Here is a 22,943-nt window from a genome sequence, read left to right as displayed (position 1 = left end):
CCTTTCTGGATCAATAAGGTTTGCGCCCCTGGTCCAGGAACCTTTGGATCTGAAATCAAGGTAGATAGCGCCCGATAGGTATAGGCCTAACCCTCAGTCAAAAGTAGTCGATGAAAAGTCGTTCCGAGACCAAGGCAGGAGAAGTACGGCAAAGTATAAGGCTGTAGACGGGCTCTTTATAGGTTATACGCTAACTACTGGTGAGAAAAGGCCGGATAACCAGGTAATTACGTACATTTAAACCAAACACGTATTCGAACGACCATGAACCCCATCCGAAAAGAAGATATTCAGCAGGAGGTATTTGACCTTTACGACGATTACGCTCACAGCCGCATTGATCGGCGCGATTTTGTCCAGAAACTATCAGCCTATGCGGTAGGTGGCCTTACCGTTACCTCGCTGATGAGCTTTCTGATGCCAGACTACAAAGGGGCTATTCAAATTAAGGCTGATGACCCACGCCTTCGCTCCGAATTTATAAATTACCCGTCGCCAAAAGGAGGGGGCACGATCAAAGCCCTGCTGTCGAAACCCGCCGATTCCAAAGGGAAGTTGGGAGGGATTGTGGTCGTGCATGAAAACCGGGGATTGAACCCGCATATCGAAGATGTAGCGCGTCGGGCAGCACTCGCCGGATTTGTTACGCTCGCTCCCGATGCACTGACACCGCTGGGTGGGTATCCCGGTAGTGACGATAAAGGGCGCGAACTGCAAAGCAAGCGCAGTCGGGATGAGATGCTCGAAGATTTTATTGCGGCCGCCGAATACCTGAAAACCAACCCAAATTGCAACGGTAAAGTTGGTGTGGTAGGGTTTTGCTTCGGAGGATGGATTTCCAACATGATGGCGGTCCGTATGCCCGACCTGGCGGCTGCTGTTCCGTTTTATGGCGGCCAGCCTGCTGCCGAAGATGTCCCTAAAATAAAAGCACCGCTGCTGTTGCACTACGGTGAACTGGACAAAGGGGTTAATGCCGGTTGGCCAGCCTATGAAGCCGCGTTGAAGGAGAACAAGAAAGAGTATACGGCGTATGTGTATCCGAATGCCAATCATGGATTCCATAACGACACAACTCCTCGGTACGACAAAGCAGCCGCCGAACTGGCGTGGCAACGAACCATCGACTTTTTTAAGAAAAAACTAGCCTAAGGGCATCACTCGTACGTAGGGCGTTGGTACAGGTTGTAGAATGATCCGAATCAGGCTACACCTGTACCCATTCCTGATAAAACTCCTTCGGAAATCTGTGGGACGGCACGCGTAGAGCTTCGTTTCAGTGAAGTTTCTGGATGGTTTCATCAAGCCTGCCGCCATTGTTGCCGCCCATCGACTTCCGCTGATTATGGAAGGGGTGAGCTTGTGGTTCAGTGAATATCGGCATCATAATAACTCTCCCTCGGGATCGGATTGCCGTTGATACCGTTCAGCATGGGCTATTAGTTCGTTGTCAGGCATGCTAAAATAGGCTAGTCTGTGTTGGCTTCGCTCAGGCTGTTTGTTGAGCCGATGAGGCATCCGTCGTGTAATGGCAGAACACCTGATCGGCTTTGCCAGCTGCATCTAGTCTAAACACTTCACAAGCCAGTCGGTTCTGCACGGAAGTGTAATAAATCGTAAGCGTGTCGACACCCACAAATACGTGATGCAGCGTAAACTGTAGATCGGGGTAAGTAGTCAGCCCTAGTTGAAAATAGCGCTTCAGGTCCTGTTTGTTGGTAATACAGCCTGCTTCGTTGACATTCAGAAGGGAGATAAACGGCGAATAAAAGGTGAGTTCGTCGGCGTAGTGTTCCAGAATACCAGTCAGATCGTGGGCGTTAAAGGCACTGATCCATGCATGCGCAAACTCGGTAGCCTGTGGTTGGTTCATAGCATTTTTAGGGTTTGGGGTGTCCTTCCGAAAGAGGTTGGTCCGGTTTCAGAAACTCATCGGTAAAATGCTCCCGGTGTTTGGGCTCCGCAAATTTGTTGGTATTAAACGACTGGGATTGGCCTTTGGGGATAGACAGTGATGCCCAGTGCGTTGCCTGCATTTTTCCGATAAAAACGATTTGCCCGATGTGGTACGGATAATGAGCCAATTGTCGGTTGATGGCTTCCAGAACCGTATGCCCCTGATTGCGGATGTAAATAAGTTGGGTCAGGTCGTCGTCCTGTAGCGATTTGAGGGATTCTAAAAAAACCGACCAGCCTTCCTGCCATTTCTGAAGCAGCTCGGCTCTCGATTGAAGATCATCCACAAATTCTCCATCCCGGTCGCGCCATTCTTTCTCGCCGTCGGTGGTCCGAAAATCCGTCCATCGGCTCATCATATTGCCCCACAGGTGCTTGATCAGAGTGGCAATGCTATTGCTTTCGGCGTTGTACTGCCAGAAAAGGGCTTCGTCGGGAAGTTGGTCCAGGGTTTTCTCACCCAGCAATTTATAGTATTCGAACTGACTGATCGCGCTTTTCAGAAAATCGTTTTGCATAGGATAGATTGGTTTATGGGGCATCGGCTTCGGTATGCGCAACCGTAAAGATCGGTTAATGGACCGATCGATCAAGGGCATCGACAACGGCATTCATTTCGTCCAGCGTATTGAAATAATGGGGGGATAGCCGAATGAGCCAGTCAATGCCTTTTCGCTGGAAGTCAATCAGGGCAGAAGCGGCATTTTGAACGGTAAAGATGATCCGTTCCCGCCGGAGGGCAGCGTCCAGTGTCGCCAACGATTGGCGGGGTGTATGAAAGGTCAACAGGTTACTTTGTTGGGAACCCCGGTCCAGCAGAACCAGACCATCGATCTGCTGCAGACCCGCTCGCAGCCGATGCATCAGGCGTTGGTTCTGTTGAGTAATTGCTTCCAGGCTTACATCATTGGCATACCGAATGGCTTCGGCCAGCCCGACACTAAGAAGCGAAATCTCCTGCGGCTCAAACCGACGGGCATTGGGCTGTAGGGTAAACGTATCCGGCGTAGTCCAGCCAGCAGCCCGACGGTCGATACAGAGCGGAGCGAGCCCGGCCTCCAGTACACGGTCGGAGATATACAGAAAACCCGTATTGCGTGGCCCCCGTAAAAACTTGCGTCCGGTGGCTATCAGAAAATCGGGCTGAATCTGCGCAACATCGAGCGGTAGCTGGCCCACCGACTGGGCCGCATCGAGCAGATACCAGACATTGTGTTGCCGACAGAGCTTGCCTACGTCTTCGGCTGGCAGTACCAGCCCCGAGTTGGTCGGAATGTGGGTAATGGCTACCAATACCGGCCGATGCGTGCGAATCAACTCGTCCAGATGGGTCAGATCGAGGTCTCCATTAGGCAGGTCATTGATGCGCAGCAACCGAATGCCCAGCCGTTGTTGTATGGACAGAAAGGCCAGTTGATTGGAAACGTAGTCATTTGTGGTGGTCAGAATGGTGTCGCCCGGCCGAAACGGGATGGCCGACAGCACCTGATTGCAGGCATGGGTAGCACTGTAGGCATAGGCAATGTGACCCGGTTTGGTATTCAGCAGTCGGGCGGTTTCGTCGTAAAATCGGCCGATCTGGTCGCTTCGCAACCGTTCGACTTCGTATCCGCCCAACTGGGTTTCCTGCTGGAGGTACGCCATCATGGCCGACACAACGGGTGTAGGCATCAAAGAGGCTCCAGCGCTATTCATAAACAGATGGTCGTAACAGCCGGGCGTGTCGGCCCGCAGTTGGGCCAGGTCTGGAAAAGGAGTTGATTGACTTTGCATGGGGCAAAAAAAGCAAACCCGACTGTACGGAAACAGATACAGTTCAGGCATTCCTGAATCGTACAGATGAGGTTACAGGCCGGGAAGTGAAGCTGGCAAACTGTACGAGTAACTTTAGCAAAATCTGTATGGTACTGCGTACAGATGGGCGTACTACTTTTGCCCTGTAAATTACACTCGTGCTCAGCAACAGGTTATGAATGGATCGATTCCCAAGTATCAGCAGGTGGCTCGTCAGTTGGGGGATAAACTGCGGATTGGTGTGCTAGCCGAGGGGGATAAACTCCCCTCTGTTCGCCTGCTTAGCCAGGAGCTTGGCGTCAGTATCAACACCGTGCAGCAGGCCTACTATTGTCTGGAAGCGGAAGGGTTGGTCGAAGCCCGGCCGCAGTCGGGATACTATGCGCGAACCCTGATCGATCGGATGGATACCGTACCCCGTCGGTCGGAACCCCAGGCGATGGCTCATCAAACGAGCCTGTCCGATCAGGAGTCGATAGTACAGAGGCTGATGCATCGTCAGCAACAGCCCGGCTGGCTTTCTTTGTCGCTGGGGGTTCCCGCGCCCGATTTGCTGCCGGTGAGTAAGTTAGCGAAAGCCCTTCAACAGGCCCAGCGCGAATTGCCGCACGGAGGCATCGAATACGAACAGATGGCCGGAAACCCGGCGTTACGCCGACAAATTGCCCGGTATGCTCTGTTTTGGGGTGGACAGCTTACCGATGCAGAGATTATTACGACCGAAGGCTGTACGGCTGCCTTAACCCTCTGTCTGAAAACCGTTACGCGCCCGGGCGATACGGTTGCGGTAGAAAGTCCCGTCTACTTCGGGATTCTTCAAACCCTGCTTTCATTGGGGTTGAAAGTGCTCGAATTGCCGACCGACCCGCTAACGGGTGTGGATCTGGATGTACTGGAAGGCCATTTGCAGATGGGGCAGGTACAGGCCTGTCTGCTGGTGCCCAGTTTCAGCAATCCACTGGGCTGCTGTATGCCCAATGCCCATAAGCAGCGGCTGGTCAGGCTGATGGAGCGTTACCAAACTCCGCTTATTGAAGACGATCTCTACGGTGACCTGCACTTTGCGCCTGACCGACCCCTGCCCTGTAAGGCTTTCGATCGGCAGGGGCTGGTTTTATGGTGTGGGTCGTTTAGTAAAACGCTGGCTCCGGGCTATCGGGTGGGTTGGGTGGCCCCGGGGCGCTATTATGAGGCACTGTTTCAGATAAAGCGGTATCAGAGTGGGTTTTCGCCGGGTCTGACACAGCAGGCCGTGGCTAATTTTCTGGCCAACGATCGCTATGAATTGCACCTGCGCCGACTTCGGCAACGGTTGAAAAGCAACTGCCAGCGTTATCAGCAGATGATTCGAACCTATTTCCCGGACGGTACACGCATCAGCGAGCCCCAGGGGGGATTTACCTTGTGGGTAGAACTGGACCCTCATATCAACACGCTGGCCCTGGCCGATCAGTTGGCCGTGCATAAAATCAGCATTCTTCCCGGGAGTTTATTTAGCCTCCAGCCACAGTATAGCCATTGTATGCGACTGAGTTATGGAATGCCGTTTAACGAGCGCGTAGCCTGGGGGCTGCAAATCACGGGTCAACTGATTCACCAGCAACTGACGTCATGAGCCCACCCTTCTGGACAACGATCATTCAAACCGGCCTTTTCGCCCTGGTCCTGCCGGTAAGTCGGCTCCTGTCGGCCGATCAGCGCTTTGCCAGCAAACGCCCTGATGGACACATTTTTTAAGCAGATTCTCACTCCGTCAATTCATTTCCTATGGACTCTTCTCAACACCTCTGGAATGCCGAGCTGTATCAGCAAAAACATGCCTTTGTCTTTCACTATGGAGCCGATGTTCTCCAGGTGCTTGACCCACAGCTGGGTGAACGGATTCTGGATCTGGGCTGTGGTACAGGTGAGCTGACGGCACAGATTGCTGCGCGTGGTGCCGATGTTCTGGGGGTTGATGCCTCGGCTTCGATGGTCGAAAAAGCCCGACAGTCGTTTCCTCATCTTCGCTTTCAACAGGCAGATGCGCGTGAACTGGGTACAGAACAACCCTTCGATGCGGTATTCAGTAACGCTACGCTCCACTGGATTGCTGAAAAGGAGCAACCGAGCGTGTTGATGAATGTGTTTGCTGCCCTCAAACCGGGTGGGCGTTTTGTGGCAGAGATGGGTGGGCAGGGTAATGTGCAGCGCATTCTGACTGCGTTTTCGAATGCCTTGGCTGCGGTAGGAATAGGTGAACCAGGAAGCCCGAACTACTTTCCGAGTGTAGGGGAGTATGCAGGACTGCTGGAAATGGCTGGCTTCTCCATAGCCTATATGCAGTATTTCGACCGCGATACACCTCTGGCTGATCCTGAAACTGGCATCAGCGACTGGCTTGCCATGTTTCGGGGGGATGCATTGAATGCTCTTTCCGTCAAGGATCGGCATAGGGTGTTATCGGCTGTAAACGACCAGCTTCGATCGACCAATTTTCACGATGGACACTGGTTCGCTGATTATAAACGGCTCCGCTTTGTTGCCATAAAACCGTCTACGGTTCGTTACGCATGAAAACACCTATCTACATTATTGGCGCCGGTGCCATCGGTATGACCTTAGCCGTCCTACTGAAGCAGGCTGGTAAAGATGTGATCCTGATTCGCGGTCGCCAGGAGAGCCCGACCGAAGCTGACGAAGCCACCATCACGGTTGACTGTGTGGATGACACCACAGTATCGGCAACAATCCCGATTCGTTCGCTGGAAGCACTTCCAGCGTTGGACGGGCCTGTTCTGCTAACGACGAAATCGTTTGGTAATGAGGTGCTGGCTCAGCGACTCAGCGGAAAGACGGGCCAGTCGCCCCTGATTTTACTCCAGAATGGGTTGACGAACGAAGAGCCATTTTTAGAGGCTGACTTCCCCCGGTTGTATCGGTGCGTGTTGCTGGCAACAAGTCAGGTGCAGGCTGCCTATGTGGTTCGCTATAAACCCGTGGCTGCTTCCCCCATTGGCGTCATTCGGGGCCATGAAGTGGAACTGGCAGACCTGGTGGCGAATCTTACAACAACCCGGTTCCCATTTCGGGCAGAGGTCGCCATTCAGCAGGCCATCTGGGAAAAAGTCATCACCAATTGTGTCTTCAATACCATTTGTCCACTGCTCAACGTCGATAACGGTATTTTTTATCGGAACACCTCCGCCTTGGTTCTGGCGCGTGAGGTCATCGCTGAATGCCTGGCCGTTGCCAGAGGAGTAGGGGTGGTGTTGAATCCGGCGGAAGTAGAGCAGCGGTTATTGCAAATCAGTCAGCGATCGGATGGGCAGCTTATTTCAACGCTGGTCGATATTAACCAGGGTCGGGAAACGGAGATTGATTCCCTGAACCTGGCCGTAGCCCGGCTGGCCAAACGGCTGGGCCAGCCCGATCTGGCCAGCAAGACTCGTCTTCTGGGGGAACTGACACGATTGAAGGCCGAAACGAGCCGGATTTCCTAGCCGCTATGGGGTTTCCAGGTCAGCACAGCGGATCGACCGCTAAGGTCTGCGTCAGGCAGAAGGTGCGGTAAGTGTATACTGCCTGACGTCTGTTCTGGCTGCGGATTGCCTGGTCAGTAGCCGTGCAAATCCAGGTTGGTAGTGTCGATTTGCGCCACCCGTTTCCCCATTTTTTTCTGGATAATTTTGAAATGATGCGCATCGTCGGGCGTGATGAGCGAAATCGCCTTCCCTGTTGCTTCAGCGCGACCCGTTCGACCAATTCGGTGGACATAGTCTTTGGGCGAACGCGGCAAATCGAAGTTGATCACGAAAGGCAGCAGTTGAATATCGATACCACGCGCCAGCAGGTCCGTAGCAACCATTACCTGTAGCTTTCCGGCTTTGAATTTATGGAGCACATCGGTCCGAACCTGCTGCCCTTTCTGGCCGTGGATGGCAGCCGCCTGAATGCCATTTTTGCTCAGCTTGACCACCAGATTGTCGGCCGTTCGGGTCGACGAAGCGAACACCAGCACCTGCTGCATGTTGTGGGTTTTGATCAGATACCGAAGCAACGGGCCTTTGCGGGCGGGGTCGACCTGATAGGCTACCTGTTCGATCTGTTCGAGGTTGGTGGCTTCTTCGACCACTTCAATTTTAACGGGCGCGCGCAGCAGGGTTTGATGGATCGCCTGAATAGCCTCGCCCAGTGTTGCCGAAAACAGAATCGTCTGTCGATTTTTGGGTAGTCGATCAAACAGTTGGTTCATTTCATCGGCAAAGCCCAGTTCCAGCATTTTATCGGCTTCGTCGAGAACCAGGATTTCCACATCAGAGAGTCGTAGGGCATTCTGGGCGAGTAAATCCAGCAGTCGGCCCGGTGTGGCTACCAGAATATCGGCCCCATGCACTGCCTGCATCTGCGGATTGATAGACACCCCACCATATACGGCCACTGTTTTTACTTTTGGGAAAAGATGCGCTCCCAGATTCTGGAACACATCGGCTACCTGGCTCGCCAGTTCGCGGGTGGGCACTAACACGAGGACGCTGGCGTAGCGGCTACCAACGGTTTTTGTTCGATGAAACAACTCCAGAATCGGCAGAACGAAACTGGCGGTTTTTCCTGACCCTGTTTTGGCAATGCCCAGAATATCTTTGCCACGCAGAATCGGCGGAATGGCGTCCCGCTGAATAGGGTAGGGGCGTGTGTACTGCTGCTCCTCTACGGCGTTCAGCAGGGGTTCCGATAGCCCAAGAGAGGCAAAGGTGACCTTACTTTTTTCCGCTTCGCTTAATGGGTCGACCATATTTTTCTCGTTTTTCGGCGGCATAATCGCGCCGGACATTTACTTTTTTATTCTTGGCTAGTTTCTCATGAAAAGCCGGGCCAACATTTTCCCGTTTAGGAACTTTAACCTCAACGGGTTTCATATGTACTTTGGGCATTTCAGCCTCGGTAAGCTGGTCTGAAATAACCAGATCATCGGGCTGCGTAAGCCTGGGAATCGTGTATTTCATTAAAGCTTCCACTGCCTCCAGCCGTTCGTCGTCGGCGGGCGTCAGAAACGTAATGGCGATACCCTTCTGGTCGGCCCGACCTGTTCGGCCAATCCGGTGAATATAGGCTTCCGGTACGTCAGGCATATCGAAATTCACCACGTGCGAAACCTGGGCTACGTCGATCCCCCGGGCAACAAGATCGGTGGCAATCAACACCCGCGTATGCCCCGATTTAAAGGCTTCGACCGCTTCAAAGCGCAGGTTTTGCGCTTTACGGGCATGAATAAGACCAATCTGGCCCGGGAATTCTGGGGCAAGTTCGTCCTCCAGTTGATCGGCCAACTGACGGGTTGCCACAAAAACAAGTACTTTGTTCATCTCTGCGTCCTGACGCAGCAACAGAGCCAGCAAGTTTACTTTGGTGTAAAAATTGGGAACCTCATACGCTGCCTGGACAATATTTTCGAGGGGTGTACCCATGGGAGCCGCTTCTACCCGAACGGGACTATTGAAAAAGGTATCGATCAATTGTTCGACATCGGGCATAAGCGTAGCCGAAAACAGCAAATTCTGTCGTTTGGGCGGTAGCAGGTCCAGAATGGTTTTAAGTTGTGTCCGAAAGCCAAGATCCAGCATTTCATCCATTTCGTCGATAACCAGTTTCTTTACCGATTTGGTCTTTAAAATACCATTCGCCAATAGATCGACCAGGCGGCCGGGAGTGGCTACCAGTATATCCATTCCCTGCTGAACCTGAGCTACCTGCGGTTTCATATTGACACCGCCATAAACGCCTACGGCTACCAGGTTCATATACGTGGTTAGCTGGGTTACTGTTTCGAGCACCTGCACGACCAACTCGCGTGTGGGCACAAGGATAATCAGTTGAGGAAGTTTTTCCCTGGTAAACTGAAGCTGGCGAAGACAGGGGAGTAAATAAGCCAGCGTTTTTCCCGTTCCGGTCTGGGCCAGTCCGCAAACATCCCGTCCCGACATAACGACCGAAAACACGTTTTGCTGAATCGTAGTCGGGGTTGTATAGCCCAGGTCATTCAGGGCATTGAGGAGTGGTTTATTCAGATTCAGGTCATCAAACGTCATAGTCTTTTCGCATCTACCAATCAACGAAGGTAGGGCTTAATTGACTACGAAAGAGAAACGAACGCCAACAAAAGCCGATTACGGACAGACAGTTGCAGAAGAACCGTCTCCGCCAGAGCTGTATATTTCAGGAAAGGGCAGAGGGCGTGTCGCGGAAGAGTAGCCCTGCATAAATCCGTTAGCTGCCCGTGGGGCCAAAACGTTCGGTATAAATAACGGAGGGTGGAAAGCCTATTGCCGCCAACTCGTTAGCAACAGATTCTACCAGTTGGGTTGGGCCACAGATAAAGCTAATCGGCTGTTCAGAAAATGGACGAATTTCCTGCTCTACCATCGACCCATCAATGCGTCGATGGTAGCCGCTCCAGTCAGGAGGGGCCTGTCTGGTAAACGTCAATACCAGTTCGAACGAAGGGTCCTGACGGGCCAGATTCTGTAATTCGGTACCGTAAATGAGGTCTTCTGGTGTGCGAACGCTATAAAGCAAGCGAGTTGGGTTGGTTGCGCCAAGGATAGACCGATGACGCAGGATCGCCATCAGAGGGACGATCCCCGAACCACCACCCACTAAAAACAGAGGCCTGTCGGCCATGCCATCATGCCAGGCAAAATAGCCGCCAATCGGGCCTCGAACTTCAAGCTGATCACCCACCCTGACTCCTTCGTGTAAATAACCGGAAATTTCTCCATCATCAATGCGTTCAATGGTCAGATCAATTTCGCCAGTTTGTTCCGGGGCCGATGCTATGGAATAGCTTCGCTCAGCCTGATAGCCATCTTCGGCGGTCAGGCGCAGATCATAATGCTGCCCGGGCAGATGAGGTATCCATTGGGGCAGTTGAAGTCTGAAGGTTTTGACCCGGGGTGTCTCCTGAATAATGGTGGTCACTTTCCCCAGTTGCCATTGAATGCGAGCCATCTAATCGTCGCTACGGTAACGTTGTTCATTCCACGGATTTCCATACATACTGTAGCCACCCCGTTCCCAGAAGCCAGGTTGATCGTGTTCCATAAACCGTAAGCCGGTAATCCATTTGGCACTTTTCCAGAAATACAGATGAGGTACTACCAACCGGGCCGGGCCACCATGTTCGGCCGCCAAAGGGCTTCCCTCGAAATGGAGGCCAATAAAAGCTTTTCCATGGCGTAGGTCTTCCAGTGGTATATTGGTCGTGTACTCCCCGTAGGAATAAGCCATAACATACCGGGCTTCGGGTTTAAGGGTCACCTGTTCCAGCAATGTTTCGATGCTTATTCCCTGCCAGTGCGTATCTAACTTCGACCATTTGGTCACGCAGTGAATATCGTTGGTGAATGACTGCTGGGGCAAAGCCGTAAACTGCTCCCACGACCATTTTACGGGCGATTCTACGAGTCCATCCAGGGAAAATGTCCAGTTGGCCAGGGGTATACGGGGAGTTGGCCCTGCCGTAAGTACCGGCCAATCGTGCGTTTCGTACTGACCCGGTGGAATCCGTTCGGCATGGGTAGCAGGGCGTTTGCGACCAAAGCCTGGGTTAAAAAAAGAGGGCATCTGGAGTTGAATTTAGTGTTCGCTACATGACCTTTCTCATCAAGTCTGTAATATAATCACTCATCCTGAAATCCTTACGTGTACTGATGAATTCATTGACCCAGTTTTATCGGGAGGAGGATTTCTTTCGCCCGGTGGCGTGCGATTCGTCTGGCTACACCACGACTTGGAATCGTTTGCCAAACGTCTTCAGATGTTAGAAGTCAACGAAGCTCAGGATGGGTTGATTTTGACCGCATCGATTTCCAGGCATCCGCCCTTGCCTAATCCAGAGCATTCGGAGTGGTTCCTTTTTCAGCCGCGCTGTTTCTTGTTGCTCTTGACTGAGGCTAGTTCTTAACAAACTGAATGATAAACCCTCCTTTGGGAGCGAGCATGTACTGCCAACTCGAGGTGATCGGATAGGTCTCCGTTTTAAAACTCATCAATGGATCTTTGCCTTCCGTAATGACCCTAAATTTAGAAAACCCCCTGGCGTACTTGGCCAAGTTTATACGGACAGGTACTACGGTATTGGTCCCATTGATGCCCACAATGTAAGAAAGGCTCTCCTTCTGACGCGCGAGTATGAGCTGTTCCCCCGGTTTGGCCACAATACTTTCTGTTTTATCCCAGGTAGAAGGCATGTCTTTCAAGAGCTGTTGAACCGGCACCGGCAGGGAATCGAATACCTCTTTTGAATCCGCAAAATGAATAATGCCGGACGTGTAGATCATCGCCGTAGCTAGTTCATGAACGGCCGTGTTTAGTCGGGGGTATTTTCGAATCGTTAGGGCAAACGGTGTGTAATCCGTAGGTCCGGCTACATTTCGGGTGAAGGGTAACACGGTATTCTGCTCGGCGGCTTTATCAGGATAACGAGGTTCATAAAAATAACTTTCCGTTCCTAAAACGGCTTCGGCGGTCATGAAATTGGGCCAGGTTCGATGCCAGCCTCTTGGCACAGTAGCGCCATGCAGGTTGACCAGTAAATGCTCTTTGGCCGCATCCTCAAAAAGGGAAGGTAAGCAGGCCATTACCTCCTGTCGGTCTGAGCACCAAAAATCGATTTTAACCCCTTTAACGCCCATTGCCGCTAATTCCTTAAATCGCTTTTTTCGTTTTTCGGAATCGAAATACGCAGCCGAATAACCCCAAACCATGGGTTTTATACCCTTAGCAGTCGCCTTGGCGATGATTCCGCCTTCGGTGTTGGCTTTCTCCCAGCCTGCATCAAACAAAGTATATCGGAAGCCAAAAGAAGCCGCCAGATCGGTGAAGGCATTATACATGTCCGGTGAATGATCCTCAGGGTGTGACCACCAGGACCAGGTAGCCTTTCCCGGTTCAATCCAGGACGTATCGTCTAGTTTGGCAGTAGGTGCCAAATCCGTAATCAAACTGGAAAGTAGGATGTCTCCGGCCTGCTCACCCATAATGATTACCCGCCAGGGCATCGTCCAGGGCAGTGTGGATGCGGGCAGAGGGTTATCGCTAAGGGGAAGGGTATATTTTTCGTCTTTTTCCGCAAAGGCAATTTTATAGAGCCCGCCCTGGGAATCGGGCTGCAAATGACACCCTGGAAATGAACCGTCTGTTCCTGACTCAGCCAGTAAAACCCAACTTTTGCCACCATTTACCTGAAAAAGAGCTGGCATGCACCAGCCTACAGACGGGTTACGGGGATTGCGAATTGAGTCGCCAGGGTGTACTTTGAGGTAAAAATCTTCGTAGCCTGGGGTGTATTTACCTGCTTTGTTGTAAGGCTGCAACCAACCCGTCGCTTTTTTTTCAATCTGAAATCCGGTACGCTCCTGGTTGATCACCCGTATTGTATTCGTCTGATCTGGAAACCGATAGCGGAAAGCAACTCCTTCCTTCCCGGCCGCCAAATCAATAGCCATTAGCGAGCCTGACTTATTTTTAAACGTAATGGTCCTGCATTCCAGAACATGATTGATCGTTTTGACATGACTGACCTTCAATTCGTAGTTTTCCCGTCTTAGTTCAATAGGGGAGACGCTAACCACAGACAGTCCAGATGTAAAATCCTGGTCGTCACAAACCAGACCAAGGGGCGACTCGGTAATGATGAGTTTATTCCGGTGCGTTACCTGGTAATGCAGTTCTCCCTTTTGGGTCAATGATAAGGTAATTTGACTGGCTCCGGGCGTTGAACGCAGGACCATCGATTGGCCTGTTGCCTGAAAGCCACTGAGCAGTAAACTGGCTGGAACTAAAAAGGTAAGTACTTTATCAATCAGGCTAGTTCTCATTCTACAGATCGGATTCTTATTGCCAACGCGGGGCCACCCGTGAAAAAGAATAGTCTATAACCAAAGCTACTTATTCGTACTAAAGTGAGTGGTTAACTGAACAATCCCAGGCGGCAGCTTTCTAAGTGGAGGCTGATTGCCGGGCAGTGTTCACTCGCCTGGAGCAGAATTCAGTAGGCTTTCCCAGTTTTTAGCTTCTCTGTTTTTAAGAAACTTTACTGATTCAATTCTTAAGCAACTTCCGATGACAGAGATCAGTCAACTTCTTGTCGATGAGCTTACCGGCTTCTTGGGTATTCACCATTGGATGGAAATGTTTCGCTCGGGCGATTACCACTCCCTGCTTACCTGGAAAGGCATTCAGGCGGCTCTCTCACCCCTGATACCGGCCCTTTTATTCATCGAGCTAATTCGGGGTGGCTTATACCGGAACTTTAAGGTGGAAAACTATAAGATGCCCTTTTTGATCTACATCTTCAACCGCTTCGTTTCCCGGTATCTTTCCATTGGTGCCGTCGCATATTGCATTGGCTTGTTTGAAGGGCACGCCCTCCTGAAAACGACCCTTACCTGGTACTGGTTTCTCTACGGCTATGTCGTTTGGGAACTGGCCCACTTTGTCTATCATTATCTGGGGCATAAAGTACGGCTGTTCTGGTGCTTACATGCGACCCATCATGCACCGGAAGACATGAACCTTTCAGTCACGTATGCCCACTTTTTTCTGGAAGCCCCTTACGCCGATGTCATCCGAACCACCATCTGCATTTTACTGGGGGTAAATCCCCCCCTTTTATTTCTGATCATGTTTGTTGACGGAACCTGGGGCTCCTTTATCCACGTAGGGGAAAACCTCTTGAAAGATGGTCGATTAGGCTTTCTCAATCGTATCCTGCTTACCCCCTCTCATCACCGCGTGCACCATGCTAAAAACCCGCTTTACATGGACACTAACTTTTGTAATTTATTACCTATCTGGGATAAAGTTTTCGGGACGTTACAAACCGAAGAAAAAGATTTAAAAATTGAATACGGCATATCTCGGCCGATCAAACGAGGGCATTTTGGGGATGTTTATTTTGGGGAATTCTATGCCCTATTTCACGACATAAGGCGGGCTACTGGCCTGAAGAACAAACTTTTATATGTGATTATGCCTCCCGGTTGGAGTCATACAGGGGATCACAAAACGGCAAAAGTGGTTCGTCATGCTTATCTTCAGCAAGCTACCGGAGAACCTGTGGCTCCCGTGAGCTAGCCATGCATAAACTGGCTAGCCTAAACATCCAGTAGACCTCGTTCAGTATATATGTTCTCGTCTTTCAACAACTCATCAACTTGCTTTTCAAGTTTGGGTAAGTACAAAGCCTGAATATAAACGACATCCACCGGGTTAAACGACACTCCACCGGCTAACTCGTAGCCACTTGACAAGCGATCAACTACTTGCGATTCGAGCAATTCAAGGGTTTCGGCTGATTCTACTACGTATAACTTCATCACAATTGGAGGTTGGTTCCTATTAACTGGAGGTTGGTCAATCTGTGCCTCTTCCTGACCATAGTCGGTTATTGACAAACTAGTTTAGTGTAGTATAGTTTCTGTTCTCGCTGTATTCGTTGTGGCCATAGGGATTTTCACGATCGATAAAAACCGTATATGACGAGCCCTACCAGTATCGATTCAATGATCCAGATGGTGCGTGTGTTATCGTGGGTGAGACGCCGAATTACCCAGTGGCCTCCCAGGCATATGACCATTATCGGCAACCCAAGGACTATTTCGAGCGGATAATCTCGCTGCTGGTCGGGGGTTCCGTAAAGCACGTAGTATAGGCCATGCAGAATCTCGTACAGACCCAATAATGCCCCCAGCATCAGGGGTGTGATCCAATGTAGTAACTTCTCAATCGTCATACAGGTGTTTAATGATGGGTAAAGGCTACAGTCGAACAAGGATTGATGTCGAATACAAAGAGTATAAACTGTCCTTACCCCGTTTGGTTGCTTTTCCTGAAAGTGATGGGTTGAAAAATAGAAGCTTTTCGTAAAAGGGCGGCCGTCGCGCAGAAAGCAGCAATTGAGTTTGACCAGGTGGATAGCTCTAACCAAACTCCGATCACCTGGCAGGGAATAGCACATTTTTTTGGGGTGTACCCCAAAAAATACCCATCTCTAGAACATTGTAGGAGAGAAATAGAGGGAAAAAGCAAAAGCCTGCTGTATATGAGCAGGCTTTCAAGGAATGAGCAGTATATCTGGTGCACTCGTAGGATCTGCGTTATATAAAGCTAACCTGTTGTAAATCAATAGTATAGATACTTATTTTACTTACTGTGACTCAGAGGCAAATAGAATTGACTCTATAATATTTAAATAATAACTCATTTGAAGTGAAAACCACCTTATACATGTGACCTAGTGTAAGGAAGTGTAATCTGAAAAGTAATCAAGAAAGGAGTATTGCAAGGAAGGTACTATTACAGTACATTGTCATTTTAAAGCTATCAGATCACACAGTAGTCTTAAACCGGAATGATTGAAATTGTTGATTTAGGTCAAACTCCTCAGGAAATTTCTCGAATTATGATTTGTCAATTAAATTCAGCTGAATTAAACTGGCAAATGGAAAGCGGTTTACATTATTTACAAAATGACGACAAAATTAACTTGAAAACTAGAGATTTTTTGTCTGTAGCCAAGCAAAATTCAGTCGATGTAATATTATTCCCAGAATTATCAATTCCGCAAAAACAAGTTGAAAAGTTGCAAGAGTGGTCAAAGCAGCAGGAATGTATAATAATAGGCGGTAGTCACTATTATGAGAATAATGCCCATATTATCTCCAGGTGCCCTGTAATAATTAAAGGAGATGTATATTTTACAGAAAAGATTAATTTATCACCTTTAGAAAAGTCACCTATTCTAAATGAAGGTGCTAAGCGTGGAAATAAGATTATAAGATTCACAAATACATTTGTTGGCGATTTCGCAGTATTAATTTGTGCTGATTACCTTGAAGATCACTTGAAAAATGAATTAGATCTGCAATTACTAGATATTTTATTTGTGCCTGCTTTTCAGCGAGATTCAAATATGTACTATCGAAGAATGAATATTGATTGTGAAAACTCTCAAAATGGTATATTTATTTGTTATTCCAATTTTATTGATAGTAAATATGGCGATGGAAATTCTGCATTATTTGGAATTATGGATAGAATGTATAGTGATAAGATTGCTTATGCAGGATATACTGATCAAAATCCAGATAAAAAAATCGTTCAATTTTCGAGCAAAAGTGAGTATTTTATTTTTGATTTAAATGTAAATAATAAAAGACCTTTTGCAAATAGAAATATTGAAACTAGTCCTAATGTTCAAATAGTATCTACGAATTCAGGTGCACAAAGTAAGGATTTCAATTTTTTGAAAAAAATATCTCACGATGATGAAAGATACAAAAGAATAAATGAGCTATATGTTAAACCAAATGAATATGAGGATATTTTAACAGTACTAAATACAAAGAATATTATATTTATTGTTGGAGACCCGGGTATTGGCAAGACATATACCGCTGTCAAGATTTTAAAAGAATATTTTGAAAACGGTTACGAACCTATATGGATTGCTGGCTTAGAAAAAGAGGAGCGAGAACTTCAAAGTAAAGTATTAAGAGATTTTGAGCCTACAGATAACCAAATTGTATATTTTGAAGACCCATTTGGAAGGACTGTATTTGAAAAGAGAGATAGTTTATTTCAAATATTCTCTCCCTTAATAGATAAGCTTACTAATTCAAATTGTAAAATAATTATTACTTCAAGAAAAGAAATATTTGAAAATTTTGCAAAAGAGAGTTTATTGGAGAGAGAAATACTGAGGTTTAAAGAAGAGTTAAATGTTAATAAACCTTCATATAATAAAGGAAAGTTAATAGATATTTTCAATCAACTTGTAATAGTTTTTTGTGATTGGGAAGATAATGAAGATTATAAAAAATTAGTTTATGATGCTATCAATAATGGTGCTCTTACAACTCCATTGGCTATTAGAGATCTGGTTTTTTCATCTAGAAATATAAAGTCAATTGAAGAACTATCTAGCCAAATCAATAGAAGAAAAAGTGATACCGTTAGAGTTTTTAGCCTAGAAATACTATACACTTCTATTAATACCAAATTAATTTTGTTTCTAACTTATTTTGTAGGTGCTAAAGGCAAGCCATTTTTATCGGAGTTATATAACTATTCTATTAAAGAGTTAGTGCAGAATAACTTATCGGTTAATTCTTTTACTTTTAATATAGAAATGCGCTCGCAGTTAGGCTTTAGAATTGAACAATATGGATATAATAAAACTGCTTATAAGTTTTCTCATCCTATCTATGAGGAAGCCCTTTCAAGTTTAATTATATCTGATAGTTCATGCGAAATAATTGCTAAAGTTATTATTAACGAGATTATAAAGGTAAATATAAAATTAGTGTACAGTATAATAAATCGTCTTGTGACTAAAAGTCCTGATGTGGCATTTATTTTATTGCATGATTTATTAGAAAGAAATATCAAGCTTGGAGATTCTAAAGAAAAATATTTGCTTACTCAGAATTTAATTTCAATTTATTATCAAACTAAGAAAGAAGAATTCTTTGAATTAGCTTGTCAAATTTATCCATTAAAAAGTGTTATTTTCGATATTCATAATAACTTTACATCATGGAAAGAGTTGTCAATTCAATTAAATATTTGTCAAAGGTATATTAATTTATCTCCGCTATCATTTGATGCATCATCAGTTGGTGATATAGATTGGGTGAAAATATTAAGTAATAAAAGTGATTATTATTTCAATCACAGCCAAACATTGCAATTTTTAACATTGTGTTGTTCGATCAATCCAGTTTCTCTTCATATTTTCATAAAATTAAAAGGTTCGAATCTTATAAAAAAAATATTTTTGTTCTCTGACTTGAATGACCGTAAAATATTATTTAAACTTTTAAGAGGTCATTTTTTGCAAAAAGAACTAAAGAGGTATAGAATAGAATTGGAAAAACTTGAGGATGGAGGGAGAGTTAATAAATATGTATTATTTAAAAGAGTTTTATTTTCAGAGCATAAATATTATGGTAAAATATTTATTGATCCTGGAGCATACAAGGCAATTAGAAAACCTTGGGCGAACTTACTACCAATAGGAATAACTGATATCTATGGTGATTTTGAAGCAGGATCGTTAATTGGTTTATTTACTAATAATAAATTAGTTGCGGTCGGTATTTCTGAATTCTCTTCTAAAGATTTAACTATTTTAAAAGGACATCAATCTCATGAGTTTTTTAATCTGATTGATTATTATCATACAACTATTGCTGTAAAAAAAGATTTTTTGAAGTTATTATATGACAATCAATTAGCTAAATGGATTTACGTTAACGATTAGCAGTTTTTTACTGATTTTACTTAAAATACATTGATATTATTTTAAGTAATTGAGTTTTTGATTATCTATTTACACAGTTTAAGTCTGTTATTAGCCGAATCGGAGTAGACCTACCGCTTTGTGTTTCCATCTTGCGGCATCTTAACGAAAACCTAAATGTATACAGTCCACAAACGGCTATTGGTCTTTTAGTGGCGCATGACAAACTTTGGACTAGCCAAGTATTAAGTGCAGCCAATGTGCGTACTCCCTTGACTGTGTTTGCGGTTCGGTCGAACCATGTAGCCTTTGCTATTGAAAAAGCTGGAGGTTTGCCCGTGGTCGCTAAGCAACTTACTGGCTCACAGGGTGCTGGAGTATCTATTTTGGAAACGCCTTTAGCGGCTAATACCACCTTAGAAAGTTTTCATAAGGCTAACATCCCTATGAAGCTCCAACGCTTCGTAAAGGCCCGCAACAGTAATAGTGGCAGTCCAACCGACATAAGAGCCATCGTTGTAGGTGATGAAGTTGTATCCGCTATGGAACGAACGGCTAGCCAAGGCGATTTTAGAGCCAATCTATCTAAAGGCGGTTATGGCCGTACAATTGATTTGAGCTCTGATGAGACAAGCATGTGCATCAAAGCAACCAAAGCGGTAGGATTAGAATTTGCGGGAGTGGATTTAATTCGTGAAAAGATGGGCCACACTTATGTAACGGAGGTAAATGGCAATCCAGGAACTGGTATTATAGATATTACAAAGAAGAATCACTTTATAGACTTGGTAAAGTATATTGAAACCAAGTCGAAAAAAAATGAGAAAGTACTTACATCGCTGCCCGATAACGATGACAAGCAGCAGGAGAACAAGGAAGAAGCGCCGATAGGAAAATACCGGGAATTACTAACTAAAGAGAGTGAGGCAAAGTTAAACTACAATGAAATTGGTGTGTTGACTTTCTTTAAAAAGAAATATAGCAAAAAATACAGTAAAAGGCGAGAAATTTTCTAATTCAAAAACTTAAATTAGTTATTAGAATCGCTAACACAAGTAAACTAAAAAACGAATACGTCATATGAGTTTACTTGTGTTAGCGATTAATTCCTATAAGGATTAAAAAGTCTGCATACGATTTATCAGATAAATCATACATCGATATAAAAGGCATTTCAAGTTTAATATTCTTCATAAACTGTATTGCCAAAGATTCATTTGTTATAAACAGAGAGTGGACAACAAATTGTGAAGTATCAATGTGAAAATATTGCCCTACTAAATATTTATTATTAACTAACCAATCATGTCTATTTTTATGTTTTAATATATATCCATTTTTTTTATTTAAATACTTTTCTACTTCTTCCACTACTTCCTTGCTGTTTCTAGACGGTTCTGTTCTCTTGCATTCTATGGATAGAATAATCTTATTGAGATTATCAACAATTAAAATGTCGATATCTCCTAAATTCTTATTGTTTTTCAGTGCCCCATGAGAAGATATACCAACTTCTTGCCTTATCAGTAATAAAGTGTTTGAGTGAAACCACTCAAAGGCTTTTATCTGTAAAGCCATTCTTCTCTCTTTGGTAATTTTACTAATACTTGCTTCAAGCTTACTTTTTGCTTTCGTTTTGAATCTGCCTGAATGTATCAAGTTGTTGAAAACAACCCAACCTGAGTTCATACTTCTTGGAGTCCAAAGTAATATAGGGTTGTTTCCATAACGGCCATAGTTAACATAAACGATTGGTCGTTGTAAATAAGATAGTCTTCTGTTATATCTCCAAGGTGAAATATCAGTACTATCAAAGCCGTTTGGTATATTCTTAACGGAATCTCTATTTTTTAACGATAAGAATTGAAATGCCGCTTCTATTTCTTCTTCGCTGTAATGAACAATAGAATCCTTATTTATTTCATAGTTCAAATCACTTCTTTGTAAACTAGCTACCGGTTCTGTTTGGGAAAGTCCCAAATGACTTAAAATTTCTATAAATGCTCCAAGCTTTGCTATAGCTATACCAACTTCCTCTATAAATGAAGAATTTAAGTTTTCTGGAGCTGGATTACTAGTTAAAACCTCATCAGGTTTTGGGAAAAAAGCATATTGATTGTCTTTTACATATTCATGAGTTCTTCTTTTTTTAAAATCTTCAAAAAAATTATTCATAATATCTTTCGAATTAGTACCTATTCTTCTAGAAGGCAAAACAGATAATTCAATATCAAACAAATCGTACTGAATTTGGTCGCCTACACTGCCCCAGAAGATGATTAAAGACATTATAGATATTAGAGTGTCAATTGTTTCTATGCTAATTATTTCTTTACCAAAAGAAGGTTGCGCAGATAAGTGCTCTATTAAACATCTCACAGATACAGAGGTTTCATCTAGGCGTCTAAACTCCTCTTTAATTTCATCCAGAACATCTTCGTATTGGGAAAAACATTCAATTCTCGTTGTAGTATTTATTTTTGAAAAACTGTTCTCATAGAGCAATCTCTCATATAAAGCCATCAGCGATTTGAGTAAATCTATAGAATCATATTTGCTTATTTCTTCTTCTAACTTAGGTAACAACGCACTAATTACAATATTTTTGGTTAGTTCACGTTTTTTATTTTTATCCTTTATCTTTCCTGCTGGAGGGCATTTGTCATTTAATAAATTTACCAATTGGTCTAATATTATCTGACGTGAGGCATTTTGTATATATCTTACTTTAGTCAAATTTCTAGTATCAAGGCCAATATCTTCTTTTGTATAAGATAATAAAAGCATTTTCTTTAATCCAAGGGGACAGTGTTTATCAATTAATCTAGAAATGTTTTCATTTGTAAGAGTATTAGACAATTTTTCATTTGTTAAAATAAGTGCAAATCCGTTCAATATTTTCTCAATCAATATTCTTTCTCCCTCATTATCATTAGCCCCAATATATCCGTCAATACTCAATGGAATATTTAATTTTATTGTTGAAGCTTTAACGGCTATAGTAAATTCATTGGTAAGATTGTGGCTTTTGTGGTATATTTTAGTATGATCTTTAAATAATTCTTCTTTAGGAAGATCAAATTCAATTTTTATAAATGGGTATTTTAGGATTTGTAAATGAATTTTCAAATCCTCTATTATTAGTGAAATCCAAAAACAAATAGCTTGTGTGAAATTGCTATATGTAGTAAGTGTTTCACTGTTTAATGAGTCCAGCCTCCTTTTGCCTTTTATCCATATAGGCATTGTATCGTTATTAATACAAATCTCCATATATTCTGGACGTTTATATATATAACTATATTTTGGTAAATACTTATCAGCTTTAATAACAGGAATCAAATCAATAGTACTATTTTCTTTTTCATATGGAACTAATATTGGATCTTCATTCAATATTGAATCTTTAATAATTTCAAACCCTGTTCCTGGAAATGCAACAACGTTTGAAGGTAGCGTATTATCATCAATATAAAATGACTCCTTTTCTTTGTAAATCCCATAGTAATCTAAAAAAGTAAAAGGTGAAAACATTTCTGCTGCTTTATTGATATTCTCTAAGTTTTTCAAATAATACCATAAAGATAATTGATCGTATTTGTCACTTTTTAGCCATGTGATGAAATTTAGAGCTTGTTGGGGAATTGATAAGGACTGGTAGTCGAGTCAACTTTGTATCGACCAAGAAACAAAGTAATGACTAAGCAGTGGCAACCACTGACCGACTACCAGTGGGCAGCAATTTCGCCTTTTTTTAACCTTCAACGCAAGCGTAAACACCAATTACGTGCCGTCATGGATGCCATCTTCTGGATGTTACGCACCGGCTGTCAATGGCGAAACCTGCCGCCTAGCTTTCCGCACTGGCAAGCCGTATACTATTATTTTGACCAGTGGAAAAAGGCCGACT

General features: G+C 45.0%; 19 protein-coding genes and 1 pseudogene. 9 read left to right on the top strand and 11 right to left on the bottom strand.

Going from position 1 to position 22,943, the window contains the following annotated elements; all coding sequences use genetic code 11:
- The first annotated feature begins 264 nt into the window (after positions 1-264).
- Positions 265-1,152, top strand: a complete 888-nt coding sequence (locus B153_RS0126465; protein WP_020599772.1) for a dienelactone hydrolase family protein — start codon at positions 265-267, stop codon at positions 1,150-1,152.
- Positions 1,153-1,489: 337 nt separating this feature from the next.
- Here the strand turns inward: B153_RS0126465 and B153_RS0126460 are convergent, their stop codons facing one another.
- The 3 genes from B153_RS0126460 to B153_RS0126450 are packed head-to-tail and all read right to left on the bottom strand — an operon-like array spanning position 1,490 to position 3,729.
- On the bottom strand, positions 1,490-1,873 hold the full coding sequence (locus tag B153_RS0126460; protein WP_020599771.1) for a nuclear transport factor 2 family protein: 384 nt from the start codon (positions 1,871-1,873) through the stop codon (positions 1,490-1,492).
- Between the two features lie 7 nt (positions 1,874-1,880).
- Positions 1,881-2,474 carry a DUF1572 family protein gene (locus tag B153_RS0126455; protein ID WP_020599770.1) on the bottom strand — a complete coding sequence of 198 codons (594 nt, stop codon included), beginning with the start codon at positions 2,472-2,474 and terminating at the stop codon, positions 1,881-1,883.
- A gap of 55 nt (positions 2,475-2,529) precedes the next feature.
- On the bottom strand, positions 2,530-3,729 hold the full coding sequence (locus B153_RS0126450) for an aminotransferase class V-fold PLP-dependent enzyme (protein WP_040762129.1): 1,200 nt from the start codon (positions 3,727-3,729) through the stop codon (positions 2,530-2,532).
- Between the two features lie 196 nt (positions 3,730-3,925).
- On the opposite strand from B153_RS0126450, the gene B153_RS0126445 reads away from it, so the two are divergent.
- The 4 genes from B153_RS0126445 to B153_RS0126430 are packed head-to-tail and all read left to right on the top strand — an operon-like array spanning position 3,926 to position 7,232.
- A complete protein-coding gene (locus B153_RS0126445; RefSeq protein WP_020599768.1) occupies positions 3,926-5,365 on the top strand; it encodes an aminotransferase-like domain-containing protein in 1,440 nt (479 codons plus the stop codon).
- Positions 5,362-5,487, top strand: coding sequence for a hypothetical protein (locus B153_RS38740; protein ID WP_020599767.1), 126 nt, complete (start codon positions 5,362-5,364; stop codon positions 5,485-5,487). The genes B153_RS0126445 and B153_RS38740 overlap by 4 nt, the downstream gene beginning before the upstream one ends.
- A gap of 30 nt (positions 5,488-5,517) precedes the next feature.
- Positions 5,518-6,306: a class I SAM-dependent methyltransferase gene (locus B153_RS0126435; RefSeq protein ID WP_020599766.1), complete on the top strand. Its 789-nt coding sequence runs from the start codon at positions 5,518-5,520 to the stop codon at positions 6,304-6,306.
- Positions 6,303-7,232, top strand: coding sequence for a ketopantoate reductase family protein (locus B153_RS0126430; protein WP_020599765.1), 930 nt, complete (start codon positions 6,303-6,305; stop codon positions 7,230-7,232). The genes B153_RS0126435 and B153_RS0126430 overlap by 4 nt, the downstream gene beginning before the upstream one ends.
- 113 nt (positions 7,233-7,345) lie before the next feature.
- On the opposite strand, the gene B153_RS0126425 is transcribed toward B153_RS0126430, so the two are convergent.
- The 5 genes from B153_RS0126425 to B153_RS0126405 form a co-directional block, all read right to left on the bottom strand.
- Positions 7,346-8,524 (bottom strand): DEAD/DEAH box helicase, encoded by a 1,179-nt coding sequence (locus tag B153_RS0126425; protein WP_020599764.1) that lies wholly within the window; start codon positions 8,522-8,524, stop codon positions 7,346-7,348.
- Positions 8,490-9,818 carry a DEAD/DEAH box helicase gene (locus B153_RS0126420; RefSeq protein WP_020599763.1) on the bottom strand — a complete coding sequence of 443 codons (1,329 nt, stop codon included), beginning with the start codon at positions 9,816-9,818 and terminating at the stop codon, positions 8,490-8,492. The genes B153_RS0126425 and B153_RS0126420 overlap by 35 nt, the downstream gene beginning before the upstream one ends.
- Positions 9,819-9,996: 178 nt before the next feature.
- Entirely contained in the window at positions 9,997-10,737 is a 741-nt protein-coding gene (locus B153_RS0126415) for a ferredoxin reductase (protein ID WP_020599762.1), read from the bottom strand.
- A complete protein-coding gene (locus B153_RS0126410; protein ID WP_020599761.1) occupies positions 10,738-11,352 on the bottom strand; it encodes a sulfite oxidase-like oxidoreductase in 615 nt (204 codons plus the stop codon). It lies immediately after the preceding gene.
- Positions 11,353-11,681: 329 nt separating this feature from the next.
- Positions 11,682-13,607, bottom strand: coding sequence for a glycoside hydrolase family 97 protein (locus tag B153_RS0126405; RefSeq protein ID WP_020599760.1), 1,926 nt, complete (start codon positions 13,605-13,607; stop codon positions 11,682-11,684).
- A gap of 244 nt (positions 13,608-13,851) precedes the next feature.
- Between B153_RS0126405 and B153_RS0126400 the strand changes: the two genes are divergently transcribed.
- On the top strand, positions 13,852-14,865 hold the full coding sequence (locus B153_RS0126400) for a sterol desaturase family protein (protein ID WP_020599759.1): 1,014 nt from the start codon (positions 13,852-13,854) through the stop codon (positions 14,863-14,865).
- A gap of 20 nt (positions 14,866-14,885) precedes the next feature.
- Here the strand turns inward: B153_RS0126400 and B153_RS0126395 are convergent, their stop codons facing one another.
- On the bottom strand, positions 14,886-15,107 hold the full coding sequence (locus tag B153_RS0126395) for a hypothetical protein (RefSeq protein WP_020599758.1): 222 nt from the start codon (positions 15,105-15,107) through the stop codon (positions 14,886-14,888).
- 137 nt (positions 15,108-15,244) lie between these two features.
- Positions 15,245-15,523, bottom strand: coding sequence for a hypothetical protein (locus B153_RS0126390; protein WP_020599757.1), 279 nt, complete (start codon positions 15,521-15,523; stop codon positions 15,245-15,247).
- A gap of 618 nt (positions 15,524-16,141) precedes the next feature.
- On the opposite strand from B153_RS0126390, the gene B153_RS0126385 reads away from it, so the two are divergent.
- Positions 16,142-19,054, top strand: a complete 2,913-nt coding sequence (locus tag B153_RS0126385) for an nSTAND3 domain-containing NTPase (RefSeq protein WP_020599756.1) — start codon at positions 16,142-16,144, stop codon at positions 19,052-19,054.
- An 86-nt stretch (positions 19,055-19,140) separates the two neighbouring features.
- Positions 19,141-20,049 (top strand): annotated as a pseudogene (locus tag B153_RS0126380) (ATP-grasp domain-containing protein); the annotation flags it as partial.
- A 79-nt stretch (positions 20,050-20,128) separates the two neighbouring features.
- On the opposite strand, the gene B153_RS0126375 reads toward B153_RS0126380, so the two are convergent.
- Positions 20,129-22,603, bottom strand: coding sequence for a hypothetical protein (locus B153_RS0126375; protein ID WP_020599754.1), 2,475 nt, complete (start codon positions 22,601-22,603; stop codon positions 20,129-20,131).
- Between the two features lie 126 nt (positions 22,604-22,729).
- On the opposite strand from B153_RS0126375, the gene B153_RS35930 reads away from it, so the two are divergent.
- Positions 22,730-22,943: transposase (locus tag B153_RS35930; RefSeq protein WP_020599059.1), on the top strand; the 214-nt coding region annotated here is incomplete at its 3' end.

This window comes from Spirosoma panaciterrae DSM 21099, from assembly GCF_000374025.1.
Lineage (GTDB): Bacteria > Bacteroidota > Bacteroidia > Cytophagales > Spirosomataceae > Spirosoma > Spirosoma panaciterrae.
The sequence above is the reverse complement of the archived record's forward strand: the minus strand, read 5'-3'. Positions and strand labels throughout refer to the sequence as shown.